This window comes from Rhodococcus yunnanensis NBRC 103083, assembly GCF_001895005.1.
Lineage (GTDB): Bacteria > Actinomycetota > Actinomycetes > Mycobacteriales > Mycobacteriaceae > Rhodococcoides > Rhodococcoides yunnanense.
Map to the genome: position 1 here is coordinate 109,335 of NZ_BCXH01000017.1, position 14,391 is coordinate 123,725.

Annotated in this window: 17 protein-coding genes; 15 read left to right on the top strand and 2 right to left on the bottom strand. The window is 65.2% G+C overall.

Annotated elements, in window-relative coordinates; all coding sequences use genetic code 11:
- Positions 1-60: 60 nt before the first annotated feature.
- Genes hisD through hisI form a run of 10 tightly spaced genes read left to right on the top strand, consistent with a single transcriptional unit; the run spans position 61 to position 7,952 of the window.
- On the top strand, positions 61-1,401 hold the full coding sequence (gene hisD, locus RY1_RS23095; RefSeq protein WP_072806384.1) for a histidinol dehydrogenase: 1,341 nt from the start codon (positions 61-63) through the stop codon (positions 1,399-1,401).
- Complete coding sequence (locus RY1_RS23100; protein ID WP_072806385.1) at positions 1,398-2,543, top strand: histidinol-phosphate transaminase; 1,146 nt, start codon at positions 1,398-1,400, stop codon at positions 2,541-2,543. The genes hisD and RY1_RS23100 overlap by 4 nt, the downstream gene beginning before the upstream one ends.
- Complete coding sequence (gene hisB, locus RY1_RS23105) at positions 2,540-3,160, top strand: imidazoleglycerol-phosphate dehydratase HisB (protein ID WP_072806386.1); 621 nt, start codon at positions 2,540-2,542, stop codon at positions 3,158-3,160. Before RY1_RS23100 ends, hisB begins: the two co-directional genes overlap by 4 nt.
- Before the next feature lie 46 nt (positions 3,161-3,206).
- Complete coding sequence (locus RY1_RS23110) at positions 3,207-4,331, top strand: MFS transporter (RefSeq protein ID WP_072806387.1); 1,125 nt, start codon at positions 3,207-3,209, stop codon at positions 4,329-4,331.
- Positions 4,328-4,957: an imidazole glycerol phosphate synthase subunit HisH gene (gene hisH / locus RY1_RS23115; RefSeq protein WP_072806388.1), complete on the top strand. Its 630-nt coding sequence runs from the start codon at positions 4,328-4,330 to the stop codon at positions 4,955-4,957. The genes RY1_RS23110 and hisH overlap by 4 nt, the downstream gene beginning before the upstream one ends.
- 19 nt (positions 4,958-4,976) lie before the next feature.
- The gene (locus tag RY1_RS23120) at positions 4,977-5,192 is read left to right on the top strand and encodes a hypothetical protein (RefSeq protein WP_072806389.1); all 216 of its coding nucleotides are present in this window, start codon (positions 4,977-4,979) and stop codon (positions 5,190-5,192) included.
- Between the two features lie 44 nt (positions 5,193-5,236).
- The gene (priA, locus tag RY1_RS23125; protein WP_072806390.1) at positions 5,237-5,971 is read left to right on the top strand and encodes a bifunctional 1-(5-phosphoribosyl)-5-((5-phosphoribosylamino)methylideneamino)imidazole-4-carboxamide isomerase/phosphoribosylanthranilate isomerase PriA; all 735 of its coding nucleotides are present in this window, start codon (positions 5,237-5,239) and stop codon (positions 5,969-5,971) included.
- 4 nt (positions 5,972-5,975) lie between these two features.
- Positions 5,976-6,806: an inositol monophosphatase family protein gene (locus RY1_RS23130; RefSeq protein WP_072806391.1), complete on the top strand. Its 831-nt coding sequence runs from the start codon at positions 5,976-5,978 to the stop codon at positions 6,804-6,806.
- Entirely contained in the window at positions 6,803-7,576 is a 774-nt protein-coding gene (gene hisF, locus RY1_RS23135) for an imidazole glycerol phosphate synthase subunit HisF (RefSeq protein WP_072806392.1), read from the top strand. The genes RY1_RS23130 and hisF overlap by 4 nt, the downstream gene beginning before the upstream one ends.
- Before the next feature lie 37 nt (positions 7,577-7,613).
- Positions 7,614-7,952 (top strand): phosphoribosyl-AMP cyclohydrolase, encoded by a 339-nt coding sequence (gene hisI / locus RY1_RS23140; RefSeq protein ID WP_072806393.1) that lies wholly within the window; start codon positions 7,614-7,616, stop codon positions 7,950-7,952.
- 7 nt (positions 7,953-7,959) lie between these two features.
- Here the strand turns inward: hisI and RY1_RS23145 are convergent, their stop codons facing one another.
- Complete coding sequence (locus RY1_RS23145) at positions 7,960-8,469, bottom strand: MarR family winged helix-turn-helix transcriptional regulator (protein ID WP_371829502.1); 510 nt, start codon at positions 8,467-8,469, stop codon at positions 7,960-7,962.
- Between the two features lie 96 nt (positions 8,470-8,565).
- On the bottom strand, positions 8,566-9,030 hold the full coding sequence (locus RY1_RS23150; protein ID WP_072806394.1) for a peroxiredoxin: 465 nt from the start codon (positions 9,028-9,030) through the stop codon (positions 8,566-8,568).
- A gap of 56 nt (positions 9,031-9,086) precedes the next feature.
- Here RY1_RS23150 and RY1_RS23155 point away from each other — a divergent pair, with 56 nt between their 5' ends.
- The 5 genes from RY1_RS23155 (at position 9,087) to trpA (ending at position 14,389) form a co-directional block, all read left to right on the top strand.
- Positions 9,087-10,658: an anthranilate synthase component I gene (locus tag RY1_RS23155; RefSeq protein ID WP_072806395.1), complete on the top strand. Its 1,572-nt coding sequence runs from the start codon at positions 9,087-9,089 to the stop codon at positions 10,656-10,658.
- Positions 10,655-11,335: a TIGR02234 family membrane protein gene (locus RY1_RS23160; protein ID WP_072806396.1), complete on the top strand. Its 681-nt coding sequence runs from the start codon at positions 10,655-10,657 to the stop codon at positions 11,333-11,335. Before RY1_RS23155 ends, RY1_RS23160 begins: the two co-directional genes overlap by 4 nt.
- 77 nt (positions 11,336-11,412) lie before the next feature.
- Positions 11,413-12,222 carry an indole-3-glycerol phosphate synthase TrpC gene (trpC, locus tag RY1_RS23165; RefSeq protein ID WP_072806397.1) on the top strand — a complete coding sequence of 270 codons (810 nt, stop codon included), beginning with the start codon at positions 11,413-11,415 and terminating at the stop codon, positions 12,220-12,222.
- A gap of 53 nt (positions 12,223-12,275) precedes the next feature.
- Positions 12,276-13,589 carry a tryptophan synthase subunit beta gene (gene trpB, locus RY1_RS23170; protein ID WP_072806398.1) on the top strand — a complete coding sequence of 438 codons (1,314 nt, stop codon included), beginning with the start codon at positions 12,276-12,278 and terminating at the stop codon, positions 13,587-13,589.
- A complete protein-coding gene (gene trpA / locus RY1_RS23175; protein ID WP_072806399.1) occupies positions 13,586-14,389 on the top strand; it encodes a tryptophan synthase subunit alpha in 804 nt (267 codons plus the stop codon). The genes trpB and trpA overlap by 4 nt, the downstream gene beginning before the upstream one ends.
- Positions 14,390-14,391: the final 2 nt, after the last annotated feature.

Below are 14,391 nucleotides of genomic sequence, written 5' to 3' on the forward strand. Positions count from 1 at the left end.
CGACATCGCAGCAAACTATCCTTGAGCTTCGACACCCGGAACTTTCGAAGGGATATCACTATGCCTGCCCGCATCGAGCTCGCCCGCGTGGATCTGCGCGGCCGAACTCCATCCACCGCCGAACTACGCGGCGCCCTCCCTCGCGGCGGAGTGGATGTCGACGCGGTGCTGCATCACGTCCGTCCGGTCGTCGAGGCAGTGCGTGACCGCGGTGTCGACGCAGCACTCGACTACAGCGAGCAGTTCGACGGAGTTCGTCCGGATCACGTCCGTGTTCCGGCCGAGGCACTGGAGAAAGCACTCGGCGAGCTCGATCCTGCGGTGCGCGATGCGCTCGACGTCGCGATAGCCCGAACCCGTCTCGTACACGCCGATCAACGACGCACCGACACGACAACCGAGGTCGTACCAGGCGGAACCGTCACCGAGCGGTGGGTTCCCGTGGAGCGCGTCGGCCTGTACGTGCCAGGGGGCAACGCCGTCTACCCGTCGTCGGTCGTCATGAACGTCGTCCCTGCCCAGACTGCAGGCGTCGGTTCGCTCGTCGTCGCGTCACCTCCGCAAGCCGAATTCGGCGGACTGCCGCACCCGACCATTCTCGCGGCGGCGCAGCTGCTGGGCGTGGAGGAAGTGTGGGCTGTCGGCGGTGGCCAGGGCATCGCATTGCTCACCTACGGCGGCACCGACACCGACGGAGGTGAACTCGCACCCGTCGACCTCATCACCGGTCCGGGCAACATCTACGTCACGGCAGCGAAGCGACTGTGCCGCAGTCTCGTGGGTATCGACGCCGAAGCAGGCCCGACGGAGATCGCGATCCTCGCCGATCACACGGCGGACCCACTGCATGTCGCCGCGGATCTGATCAGTCAGGCCGAGCACGACGTCATGGCCGCGAGCGTCCTCGTCACCACCAGTCCCGAGCTGGCCGGCGCCGTGGACGAGGCGTTGCAGGCGCAGCTGGGTGTGACCAAGCACGCCGAGCGGGTGGCTACCGCACTGTCCGGCGCACAGTCGGGAACGATTCTCGTCGACGACCTCGATCAGGGATTGGCCGTCGTGAACGCGTACGCGGCCGAACACCTCGAGATCCAGACCGAGAACGCATCCGACATCGCGAGCCGAGTACGCAGTGCCGGAGCGATATTCGTGGGTGCATGGTCGCCGGTGAGTCTCGGCGACTACTGCGCCGGATCGAATCACGTTCTGCCCACCGCAGGATGTGCACGCCACTCGTCCGGGCTGAGCGTGCAGACGTTCCTGCGCGGCATTCACGTCGTCGACTACTCGAAGGCGGCGCTCGAAGACGTTGCCGGTCACGTGATCGCCTTGGCGAACGCCGAGGACCTTCCGGCGCACGGTGAAGCCGTCCGTCTCCGATTCGAAGGATTGACGTCGTGACCTCCGTCGCGGGACAGTCCGTTTCGCTCGACGACCTGCCGCTTCGGGAGAGCCTGCGCGGCAGATCCGCCTACGGTGCGCCACAACTGACGGTGCCCGTTCAGCTCAACACCAACGAGAACCCGCACCCGCCGACGCAGGCACTGGTCGACGATGTCGCCGAGTCCGTCCGTGTCGCGGCGACACAGCTGCATCGATACCCCGACCGCGACGCCGTCGAACTGCGGTCTTCGCTGGCGGAGTATCTGACCACGCAGACGTCGTTCGCGGTGGATGTCTCGAACGTGTGGGCCGCCAACGGCTCCAACGAAATTCTGCAGCAACTGCTGCAGGCGTTCGGCGGACCGGGACGTTCGTCCCTCGGCTTCGTCCCCTCGTACTCGATGCACCCGATCATCTCCTCGGGCACGCAGACCGAGTGGATCGAGGCACTGCGGCGCGAGGACTTCTCACTGGACATCGACCATGCGGTGTCGGCTGTGGCCGAGCGCAACCCGGACGTGGTGTTCGTGACGAGCCCCAACAACCCGACCGGCCACAGTATCCCCGAGGGTGACCTGAGGCGAATTCTCGACGCCGCCAACGGAATCGTCATCGTGGACGAGGCGTATGCCGAATTCTCGGCACTGCCCAGCGCGATCGGACTCATCGACGAGTATCCGACGAAGCTGGTCGTCAGCCGCACGATGAGCAAGGCCTTCGCCTTCGCGGGTGGGCGGCTCGGATATCTCGTCGCGGCGCCCGCCGTCGTCGACGCGATGCTGTTGGTGCGCTTGCCCTATCACCTGTCGGTCGTCACGCAGGCTGCAGCGCTCGCTGCGTTGCGGCATGCGTCGGAGACGCTCGGCAGCGTGGCCAGGCTCTCGTCGGAGAGGGATCGGGTGATGGCTGCACTGACGAGTTTCGGGTACGACGTCATCCCGAGTGATGCGAATTTCGTACTGTTCGGGCGATTCTCGGACGCGGCCGCGACCTGGAAGCGCTACCTCGACGAGGGAGTGCTGATCCGCGATGTCGGGATAACCGGATATCTGCGTACCACCATCGGTCTCGACACGGAGAACGATCGATTCCTCGACGTCAGCGCCTCGCTGGCGCGAGGCGAACTGGCGACCACACCGGAACCGGAGACCAACCGATGACCACGGCACCGCGCATCGCGCGCATCGAACGCGCGACCAAGGAGTCCGACATCACCGTCGAACTGAATCTCGACGGTACCGGCATCGTGGACATCTCCACCGGTGTTGCGTTCTTCGACCACATGCTGACCGCGCTCGGTACGCATGCACGCTTCGATCTCACCGTGCATGCCAAAGGTGATGTCGAGATCGACGCACACCACACCGTCGAGGACACTGCGATCGTCCTCGGCCAAGCGCTCGGGCAGGCCCTCGGCGACAAGTCGGGTATCACCCGTTTCGGCGACGCATTCATTCCGATGGACGAGACGCAGGTACACGCCTCGGTCGACGTGTCGGGGCGACCGTACTGCGTGCACACCGGCGAGCCGGACTACCTCGTTCATTCGGTCATCGGCGGCTACCCGGGTGTTCCGTACTCGACCGTGATCAATCGGCACGTGTTCGAATCGCTGGCGATGAACGCGCGAATCGCGCTGCACGTTCGAGTTCTGTACGGACGCGACCCGCACCACATCACCGAGGCAGAGTTCAAAGCGGTGGCGCGCGCGCTGCGTCAGGCCGTCGAGTTCGATCCGCGGGTCACCGGCATCCCGTCGACCAAGGGAAGTCTGTGACGCCTCCTTGAGTTCGCTGCTGTCCATCCGTGGCCTTCCCGCCGCGATGGCCATGGGGGCTGCAGCATTCGGTGGGTGGGGACTACTTCTTCCTGTCGTACCGCTGGCCATTTCGGTCGGTGGTGGATCGGACGCCGTAGCGGGCGCCAGCACGGCACTGTTCATGGCAACGACCGTCGCGACGCAGTTGTTCGTCCCGCGGATGCTGGTTCGGTTCGGACACCGCCTCGTGCTCGCGGCCGGTTGCATGTTTCTCGGGTTGCCTGCGTTGGCGTTCGCGATGTCGGTGAACGTGATTCCAGCCCTGACGGTGTCGGCGGTGCGAGGCATCGGTTTCGGGATGCTCACGGTGGCAGGCGCTGCGCTCGTCGCCGAACTTGCGCCCGCCGCGCAGCTCGGCCGCGCGACGGGTGCGCAGGGGATTGCGGTGGCGCTCGCGCAGATGGTGACGTTGCCCGTCGGGCTTGCCGTGTTCGCGGCGGCGCCGACGGTGGTGTTCGTGCTGGGTGCGGCAGTGCCTCTCGCCGGCCTGGTGGCCATCGCATTTCTTCCGCCGGTCCGCCCTGCAGCGCAGCCCAGCGGCCCATCGTCGGGCCAACGGTGGACCTTCCGCCGGGTCGCGATTCCGTGCTTCGCCATCGCAGCTGCATCGGCGTCGTTCGGTGGCCTGTCCAGTCTGCTTCCCATCGCCGAACCAGGTCGTGAATCGCTCATCGGTGCTGCACTCGCCGTCGTCAGCGGCTCGATGCTCATCGGCCGCTACGGCGCGGGTGCGATTGCCGATCACCTCGGAATCGGTAGAGCACTCGCCCCGGCGCTCGTGCTCGTGTCGGCGGGTGTTGCGGTGTTCGCGTACTCGGTACACGGGCCCAATCCCGCTTTTGTCTTCCTGATCGCCGCGGTCGTCTTCGGTATCGGATACGGCGCCACCCAGAACGACAGTCTCGTGATGACGTTCGACGCGGCAGGCCCCGAGCGGTACAGCCAGGCCAGTGCAGCATGGAACATCGGCTTCGACGCCGGAACAGGAGCCGGGGCGATGGCGCTCGGAATCGTCGTCGGAACTGTCGGCTACAGCTCTGGATTCGCGATGGCCGCTGTGTTCGCGGTGGCGATGGCCGCGGTGGTGGCGATATCGCGCCGAGTACAGCCGGATAGACTCGCGTCATGAAATCTGTGGCGTTGCTCGATTACGGCTCGGGCAATCTGCACTCGGCCAAGCGTGCACTCGACCGCGTCGGGGCCGACGTGGAGGTGACCTCCGATCCCAAGGCCGCGTTGGCCGCAGACGGTCTTGTCGTTCCTGGCGTCGGCGCATTCGCGGCGTGCATGGAGGGTCTGCTCGGCGTCAAGGGTGACCGGATCATCGATCAGCGGCTCGCAGGGGGCCGTCCGGTGCTCGGTATCTGCGTCGGGATGCAGATCATGTTCGAGAAGGGCGTCGAGTTCGGCGTCGAAGCCGACGGCTGTGGTGAATGGCCCGGCACGGTCGAGCGCTTGCCTGCGGCGGTACTGCCGCACATGGGATGGAACACCGTCCGGGCCCCGGAGAAGAGCGTGTTGTTCGACGGTATCGAGGCCGACACCCGTTTCTATTTCGTGCATTCCTATGCGACGCAGCGGTGGGAGATGGATGTGTCGGATACCCTTCCGGCGCCGCTGCTGACATGGGCGGAACACGGTGGCGACTTCCTCGCTGCAGTGGAGAACGGAGCTCTGTCGGCAACTCAGTTCCACCCCGAGAAGTCAGGTGACGCGGGCGCTGCTCTGTTGAAGAACTGGGTCGACTCGCTGTGAACGATGTGAGGTAGGTCCGGTGAGCGACCGAGAATTCTCGTTCGGCCGCCTTGCGCTGGCGTCACTGGGCAGCGCCACCCTGGTGCTCGCGCTTACCACCCTTGTGGTGGCACTGGTGCGTCCTGGACCCGGATGGGGTCTTCTCATCGTTGCCATCGGTATCGCTGGGGCCATCACAGCCATGGGCGTCGTATCCACCCGGATGACGCGGCGAGGGCTCGGCGACGACGACTGACCCTGTAGCCGACCGCGCCGACGAGGGCAGTAGCATAAGCGCACGTGAGCCTGGTCCTATTGCCTGCTGTCGATGTCGCAGGCGGCGAAGCTGTCCGTCTCGTTCAGGGAGAGGCGGGAAGCGAAACGAAGTACGGATCTCCGCGCGATGCTGCGTTGGCGTGGCAGAACGACGGCGCCGAGTGGGTGCATCTGGTGGACCTCGACGCTGCTTTCGGTCGCGGATCCAACCGCGAGCTCCTCGCTGACGTCGTCGGAGAGTTGGACGTCAAGGTCGAGCTGTCCGGCGGTATTCGCGACGACGAGTCTCTGCGCGCGGCTCTCGCAACGGGTTGTGCGCGTGTCAATCTCGGGACCGCCGCGCTCGAGGATCCGCAGTGGTGCGCCCGCGCGATCGGCGAGTTCGGGGACCGGGTCGCGGTCGGCCTCGACGTGTTGATCGTCGAAGGTCAGAACCGACTTCGCGGACGCGGCTGGGTCAGTGACGGCGGTGATCTGTGGGAGGTGCTCGAGCGCCTCGAGCGTGACGGGTGCTCGCGCTACGTCGTCACCGACGTCACCAAGGACGGCACACTGACCGGCCCGAACCTCGATCTGCTGGCGCAGATGTGCGCCAGAACCAACGCACCCGTCATCGCATCGGGCGGGGTGTCGACCATCGACGACCTGCGTGCGATCGCAGGTCTCGTGGAATCGGGTGTCGAGGGTTCGATCGTCGGCAAGGCCTTGTACGCAGGACGGTTCACCCTGCCGGACGCACTCGCGGCAGTCTCCGGATAACGCCGTGAGCCTGCCGGAGGATCCGAAACGGTTGTTGAGTATTGCGAGTGAGTTGCTCGACGGCATTCATGACCGGTTCGTGGCCGGTGTCGGTGCGCCGAGTGCCGTTCAGAAGGGGCCGGACGATTTCGCCACCGCGGTCGACCTCGAACTCGAGCGTCGATTGACTTCGGAACTGTTGGATCGGACCGGGATTCCGGTGCACGGCGAGGAGTTCGGCGGTCCCGATCTACACGAGGGAGCCGTGTGGGTACTCGACCCGATAGACGGCACCTTCAACTATTCGGCAGGCCTTCCGTCGGCGGGAACCTTGCTGTCGCTTCTGGACAATGGCGTCCCTGTGCTCGCGCTGACGTGGCTGCCGCTGGTGCGGCAACGCTTCACCGCAGTGGTCGGTGGACCGCTCTGTCTCGACGGTGAAGAGTTGCCGAGGCTGGAGCACCGAGCGCTGTCGGATTCGATGATCGGTTTCGGTGCGTTCAATACCGCCAGCCGTGGACGCATACCGGGGTCGTACCGCGTTCGGATTCTCGAAGAACTGTCGCGGGTGTCGTCGAGGCTGCGCATGCACGGGGCCACCGGGGTGGATCTGGCATACACGGCCAGCGGTGTACTCGGCGGCTGTGTCGTGTTCGGACATCGCGCGTGGGACAACGCCGCCGGTGCATTGATGGTGCAGGCCGCGGGTGGTGTCGTCACCGACCTCGCAGGTGATCCATGGACCATCGATTCCGGCTCGGTGCTGGCCGCATCACCCGGCGCGCACGAGGAATTGTCGAAGGTGATCAGCTCGCTCGGCGATCCCGCAGATTTTCTGGAAGGACGAGTTCGATGACCGTTGCAGTACGTGTGATTCCCTGCCTCGACGTGGATGCAGGACGTGTTGTCAAAGGCGTCAACTTCGAGAACCTGCGTGACGCAGGCGATCCCGTCGAACTGGCCGCTGCGTACGATGCGCAGGGTGCCGACGAGTTGACCTTCCTCGACGTCACCGCGTCGACTTCGGACCGAGGCACCATGCTCGACGTCGTCAGCAGAACCGCAGAACAGGTGTTCATCCCGTTGACAGTCGGCGGGGGAGTTCGCACGGTAGCCGACGTCGATCGTCTGCTGCGCGCGGGCGCGGACAAGGTGAGCGTCAACACCGCCGCCATCGCCCGTCCCGACCTCCTTCGTGAACTGAGTGAGCGCTTCGGCTCGCAATGCATCGTGCTGTCCGTCGACGCGCGCACCGTGCCGGACGGTCAGCCGGACACGGCGTCCGGTTGGGAGGTCACCACGCACGGCGGCAAGCGCGGAACCGGGATCGACGCAGTCGAATGGGCCACGCGCGGAGCCGAACTCGGCGTCGGCGAGATCCTGTTGAACTCGATGGACGCCGACGGCACCAAAGCGGGATTCGACTTGCCGATGATCGCCGCGGTTCGAGCTGCCGTCCACGTTCCGGTCATCGCGAGTGGCGGGGCCGGTACCGTCGACCACTTCCCTCCTGCGGTCACCGCGGGTGCGGACGCCGTGCTCGCGGCGAGCGTCTTCCACTTCGGCGATCTGACCATCGCGCAGGTCAAGGACGCGATGCGCGCCGACGGCATCGTCGTTCGCTGACTGTCTTCGCACGAACACGGAAGGTATAACGGAGACCATGAGCCTCGACCCGGCGATCGCTGCGCGCCTGAAGAGAAACGAAGCGGGATTGTTCAGTGCCGTTGCGCAGGAACGGAGCACCGGAAACGTGCTCATGGTGGCCTGGATGGACGACGAAGCACTCGCGCGCACGCTCGAAACCCGGCAGGGGACCTACTACTCGCGCTCGCGTCAGCAGTACTGGGTCAAGGGAGAGACCTCCGGGCACACCCAGTACGTGCACGAGGTGCGTCTGGACTGCGACGGCGACACCGTCCTGCTCGTCGTCGATCAGGTCGGTGCTGCCTGCCACACGGGCACCCACACGTGCTTCGATGCGGACGTCCTGCTGAACTGACGGCCGTTCAGGCTTTGCCTGTTCCCTCGGCGATGCCTTTGTCGAGTTGTTCGAGCATGGTGGAGCCGAGCGTGGCCAGTCGGCTGACCTGCTCCGGACCGAGCCCTTCGAACAACAGTGCTTGCACGGTGGTGACGTGCCCTGGCGCGGCCTCGACGACCTTGTCCATTCCGGCGTCGGTCAGCACGGCGTACGATCCGCGGCTGCCTTCGATGCTCTCGCGCCGCACCCAACCGGCATTCTCCAGTTTGGTGACCACGTGGGACAGGCGCGAGAGCGAGGCGTTCGCGAACTTTGCCAGATCACGCAGTTGGATGCGTCGATCCGGGTGCTCGGAGAGCACCGACAGCACGAAGTAGTCGAAATGCGTCAGTCCGGAGTCGCGTTGGAGTTGTGCGTCGAGCGCGGCGGGCAGCCTGGTGACGATGGCGACCAACGATCGCCATGCTGTCTGCTCGTCGTCGGTGAGCCACCGAGTTTCGACGAGTTCGGCCGTCTCGTCCATCGACCTGTCCATCGCGAAGAGCCTTCCTGATCGAGCGCACACAGTTGGTTGCGCTCAACACAGTGTTTCACCCGATGGAAGGTTGATCCACACACCACGCGCAAAGGTTCAGCGAGTGGACCGACTCCGAAGGAATTCCAGGGCGTGGTCGGCGTGGGCCTCCATCCGAATCTCGCTGGCGAAGGATTCGAGGACGGTTCGGTCCGTGTCGATGACGAACGTCGATCGCTTGACCGGGGACAGTTTGCCGAGCAGGCCCCGCTTGACGCCGAACAGTGTCGCCACCGTCCCGTCCTCGTCCGACAGCAGGGGATAGTCGAACCCCTTGTCTGCCGCGAATTCGGATTGCTTGGTGACCCCGTCGGGGCTGATGCCCACCCGAGATGCGCCTGCTTCGGCGAATTCGGCGGCCAGATCGCGGAAGTGACATGCCTGAGCGGTGCATCCAGGGGTGAATGCCGCAGGGTAGAAGAACAGGACGACGGGACCGGCTCCGAGTAGCTCGTCGAGCGACCTCGGGGTACCGGTTTGATCGGGAAGCGTGAAGTTTGGAACGCTCTCACCTGGTTTCATGTGTGGCAGGCTACCGCGCGAGTCGAGTCAAGTGAAGCACCTGGGATGATGGGCTCATGCATGGCGAGACCACCACACTTCCCGGTGCAGCGACCGGAGCCGATTCCTCCTCGACGACGAGTCGTGCGGTGTTCCGGGCGCTCGCCGCGGAGCACCGCGTCGTCCCCGTCGTCCGGAAGGTTCTCGCCGATTCCGAGACGCCACTGTCGGCCTACCGCAAGCTCGGTGGCGATCGGCCCGGCACATTTCTGCTCGAGTCGGCCGAGAACGGACGGTCGTGGTCGCGTTGGTCGTTCATCGGTGCAGGTACCCCCGCCGCGTTGACGGTCGAGGACGGCGAGGCCGTGTGGCGTGGCAACGTGCCTGCCGGGGTTCCGACGGGTGGTGATCCGCTCGACGTGCTGGGCCGGACACTCGAACTCCTTCGATCCGAGCGGCTGCCCGGCTTACCGCCGCTGACCGGCGGAATGGTGGGATATCTCGGCTACGACGCCGTACGCCGCATCGAACGCCTGCCCGAGCACGCCGAAGACGACCTGCACGTGCCCGAGATGCTCATGTTGCTGGCCACCGATCTCGCCGCAGTCGATCACCACGAAGGCGCAATCACGCTGATCGCCAACGCCGTCAACTGGGACGGCACGGACGACCGAGTCGACGAGGCATACGACGACGCTGTCCGTCGCCTCGACCGGATGTGCGCCGATCTGGCTGCACCGGCACCCTCGACGGTGTCCACGATGTCGCGTCCGACGCCCGACTACCGACGCCAACGCACGTCCGAGGGGTTCGGCAAGGACGTTCACCGTCTCGTCGAAGAGATCGAAGCAGGCGAGGCGTTCCAGGTGGTGCTCTCACAACGCTTCGAGATGGATACGGACGCATCCCCGATCGATGTCTATCGCATGCTTCGGGCGTCGAATCCGAGCCCGTACATGTATCTGCTGCACGTGCCGGGTCCCGATGGCGACACCGCTTTCTCCATCGTCGGTTCGAGCCCGGAAGCGCTCGTCACGGTCGTCGACGGCGTCGCGACGACGCATCCCATAGCGGGAACACGGTGGCGAGGGACCTCCGAGGAGGAGGACGTACTACTCGAGAAGGACCTGCTGGCCGACGAGAAGGAGAACGCCGAGCACTTGATGCTGGTCGACCTCGGCCGCAACGACCTGGGACGTGTCTGCACGCCGGGGACCGTTCGTGTCAGCGATTACCGCCACATCGAGCGATACAGCCACGTCATGCATCTCGTGTCGACCGTCACCGGTCGTCTGGCGGACGGCAGGCAGGCGTTGGACGCGGTCAAGGCATGTTTTCCTGCAGGCACGTTGTCCGGGGCGCCGAAGGTGCGCGCAATGGAACTCATCGACGAGCTGGAGCCGACCCGGCGCGGCATCTACGGCGGCATAGTCGGGTATCTGGACTTCTCCGGTGATGCCGACACCGCGATCGCCATCCGTACGGCGCTGATGAAGGACGGAACCGCGTACGTGCAGGCCGGGGCCGGAGTCGTCGCGGACTCGGTCGCCGAGTACGAGGACACCGAGGCCAAGAACAAGGCGATGGCAGTCCTCGGTGCGGTCGCTGCCGCCCAGACCTTGCGCACAGTGGGTGAGAAACACTCGTGAGTTCCGATACTTCGACTGCTCGCCGGAGCGGATCCCGCGCAACGGCCGTGTCGGTGCTGCTGCTCCTCGTCGGTGCTGCATGCCTGTGGGGCAGTTCCCGGATGACATGGGTGACTGTGTCCTCGTTCGACGGGTTGGGGGAGGAACGGTCACAGGATCTGCTGGGCAGTTCGTGGGCGGCCGCGTCCACGCCCTTGGCTCTGGCCCTCCTCGCCGCGGTTGCTGCGTCGTTCGCGGTGAAGGGATGGGCGTCGCGAGCATTGGCGCTGCTCGTCGCGCTCGTGGCCGTCGGCGCGGCCGTGCCTGCCGTGGATTCTCTTTTCGGGGACGTGTCCTCGGTCAAGGCGGCCAGTGTCGCCGAGCTGCCGACCCGGGCCGAGGTGACGTCGACGCAGGCCTTCGCACTGCCGGCAGTGATCGCGTTGGTAGGAGCGCTGTGCGCCCTCGGCGCCGCAGTCGTGTTGTTGCGGAAACCGACTGCGCGGAAGGTATTGTCATCGAAATACGACGCTCCAGCCGTTCGTCGAGACGAAGTGGCCGAGCGGACGAGAACGGCGTCGGAACGCGCCGAGGCGAACGGTGAGGGGGAGGACTTGACCGAGCGCATGTTGTGGGACGCGCTCGACGCGGGGGAGGATCCGACGGATCGGTCCGGCACCCCGAGAAACGATCACTGAAAGCGCCCTCTACGCTAGGGACGACCTCGATGAGCTTCCTCACATCAGGTCACCGATGGGAAAGGACTCGGGTCACCATGACTGTTCTCGATTCGATTCTGGACGGTGTGCGAGCCGATGTCGCAGCGCGAGAATCGATTGTCGATTTCGCGTCCGTCAAAGCAGCCGCGGCGAAAGCGCCAGCGGCACTGGATGCGAACGCCTCGTTGCTCGAGGCAGGTATCGGTGTCATTGCCGAGGTCAAGCGCGCGAGTCCGTCGAAGGGCGCACTCGCCGATATCGGTGACCCCGCCGTTCTCGCGCAGGCCTACGAGCAGGGTGGCGCGCGGATCATCAGCGTTCTCACCGAGGAACGCCGGTTCAACGGCTCGCTCGCCGATCTCGACGCAGTGCGCAAAGCCGTCAGCATTCCTGTGTTGCGTAAGGACTTCATCGTCGGTCCGTATCAGATTCACGAAGCGCGTGCGCACGGCGCCGATGTCATTCTGCTGATCGTCGCGGCGCTCGAACAGCACGCTCTCGCATCGCTTCTCGACCGTACCGAGTCGTTGGGAATGACCGCTCTCGTCGAGGTGCACACCGAAGCAGAAGCGGACCGGGCACTGGAAGCCGGCGCACGGGTCATCGGCATCAATGCGCGTGACCTGAAGACGCTGGAGATCGACAGGGACAGCTTCGGTCGCATCGCGCCAGGACTGCCGAGCGAGGTCATTCGCGTCGCCGAGTCAGGAGTCCGTGGCACGGCGGATCTTCTTGCCTACGCAGGTGCTGGCGCCGACGCGGTTCTCGTCGGTGAAGGGCTGGTCACCAGTGGTGACCCACGTACAGCGGTGTCCGATCTGGTCACTGCCGGAACGCACCCGTCCTGCCCCAAGCCCGCACGCTGAAACGAGGCACACCCGACCGCCGGGCGCAGTGACGGCTGGGGCAGACTGGACGGGTGAGCAGCAACCTTCATAGTCCCCGTTTCAAAGGCGGCGATCTACCTCAGAGCAGTCTGGGGCTGACCGACCGCAGCCAACATGATCCTGATGTCGGCGGACACTTCGGTGTCTACGGTGGACGGTTCGTGCCCGAGGCACTGATGGGTGTCATCGAGGAAGTCACCGCCGAATACGACAAAGTGCGCAGCGACAGTACGTTCCTCAACGAGCTCGATCGCTTGCAGCGCGACTACACCGGACGTCCGTCCCCGGTGTTCGAGGCAACGCGCCTGTCGGAGCACGCGGGTGGCGCTCGGATACTTCTCAAGCGAGAAGACCTCAACCACACGGGTTCTCACAAGATCAACAATGTGCTCGGTCAGGTTCTGCTCGCCAAGCGGATGGGCAAAACGCGCATCATCGCCGAGACCGGCGCAGGACAGCACGGTGTCGCTACCGCCACGGCGTGCGCACTTCTCGGGTTGGATTGTGTCGTCTACATGGGCGAGGTCGACACCGAACGGCAGGCTCTCAACGTCGCCCGGATGCGGTTGCTCGGCTCGAGCGTCGTCGCGGTCAAGTCCGGTTCCCGCACACTCAAGGACGCGATCAACGAAGCGCTCCGCGATTGGGTCACCAACGCACACGACACCTACTACTGCTTCGGTACCGTCGCCGGGCCGCACCCCTTCCCGTTGATGGTGCGCGATTTCCAACGAATCATCGGTCTCGAAGCGCGCGAGCAGGTACAGGCCTCCACTGGTCGGCTGCCCGACGCCATCGCCGCGTGTGTCGGTGGCGGATCCAACGCGATCGGTATCTTCCACGCGTTCATCGACGATCCCTCGGTGCGCCTCGTCGGGTTCGAGGCAGCAGGAGACGGCGTCGAAACCGGTCGGCATGCAGCCACCATCAGCGGTGGTTCGCCCGGTGCATTGCACGGCGCGTACTCGTACCTGTTGCAGGACGAGGACGGCCAGACGATCGAATCCCATTCCATCTCGGCAGGTTTGGACTATCCCGGTGTCGGGCCAGAGCATTCCTACCTCAACGACATCGGTCGCGCGGAGTATCGCGGAATCACCGACACCGAGGCGATGGACGCATTCCGATTGCTCAGTCGCACCGAAGGAATCATCCCGGCGATCGAGTCCGCGCACGCCGTGGCGGGCGCGTTGACCCTCGGCCAGGAGCTCGGGGAAGGAGCCATCGTGCTCGTGAACCTCTCCGGTCGCGGCGACAAGGACGTCGACACCGCAGCCGAATGGTTCGGTCTGGTCGACGGTGACGGCGAAGCACACGTAGACGGCGAAAAAGGTGAACAGGCATGACCGAGGGACATTCGAGGCTCGCAGCCACCTTCGCGAAAGCGAAAGGCGAGAACCGCGCCGCACTGGTCGGCTACCTGCCCGCCGGGTTCCCGACGGTCGCGGGGTCGATCGAGGTATTCGAGACGATGGTCGCATCGGGATGCGACATAGTCGAGGTCGGCGTCCCGTACTCGGACCCGGTCATGGACGGCCCGACGATTCAGGCTGCTGCAGACACCGCACTTCGAGCGGGCTTCAAGGTGAAGGATCTCTTCACGGTCGTCGAGAAGGTCGCTGCGGCGGGTGGTAGTGCGGTCGTCATGACGTACTGGAACCTGGTGCTGCGGTACGGAATCGACGCATTCGCGCGAGATCTCGCGAGCGCCGGTGGCCTCGGCATCATCACACCCGACCTGATCCCGGACGAAGCAGGAGAGTGGGTCGAGGCGTCGAAGGCACATGATCTCGACCGCATCTTTCTCGTCGCGCCCTCGTCCACCGAGGAGCGTCTGGCCAGCACCGTCGCCATGAGCAGCGGTTTCGTCTACGCGGCCTCGACGATGGGTGTGACGGGTGCTCGCGACGTAGTGTCGTCGGCAGCACCTGCACTGACCAAGCGCATTCGCGCGCACTCCGACATCCCGATCGGTGTCGGTCTCGGAGTCCGGTCCGGTGCTCAGGCAGCGGAGATCGCCCAGTACGCCGATGCAGTGATCGTGGGATCGGCGCTCGTCAGCGCGGTCGGCGAGGGTCGGGATGCGGTCGCAGCGTTGACGACCGAACTCGCCGAGGGCGTCCGCTCGGCTAACGTGGCGTCGTGACT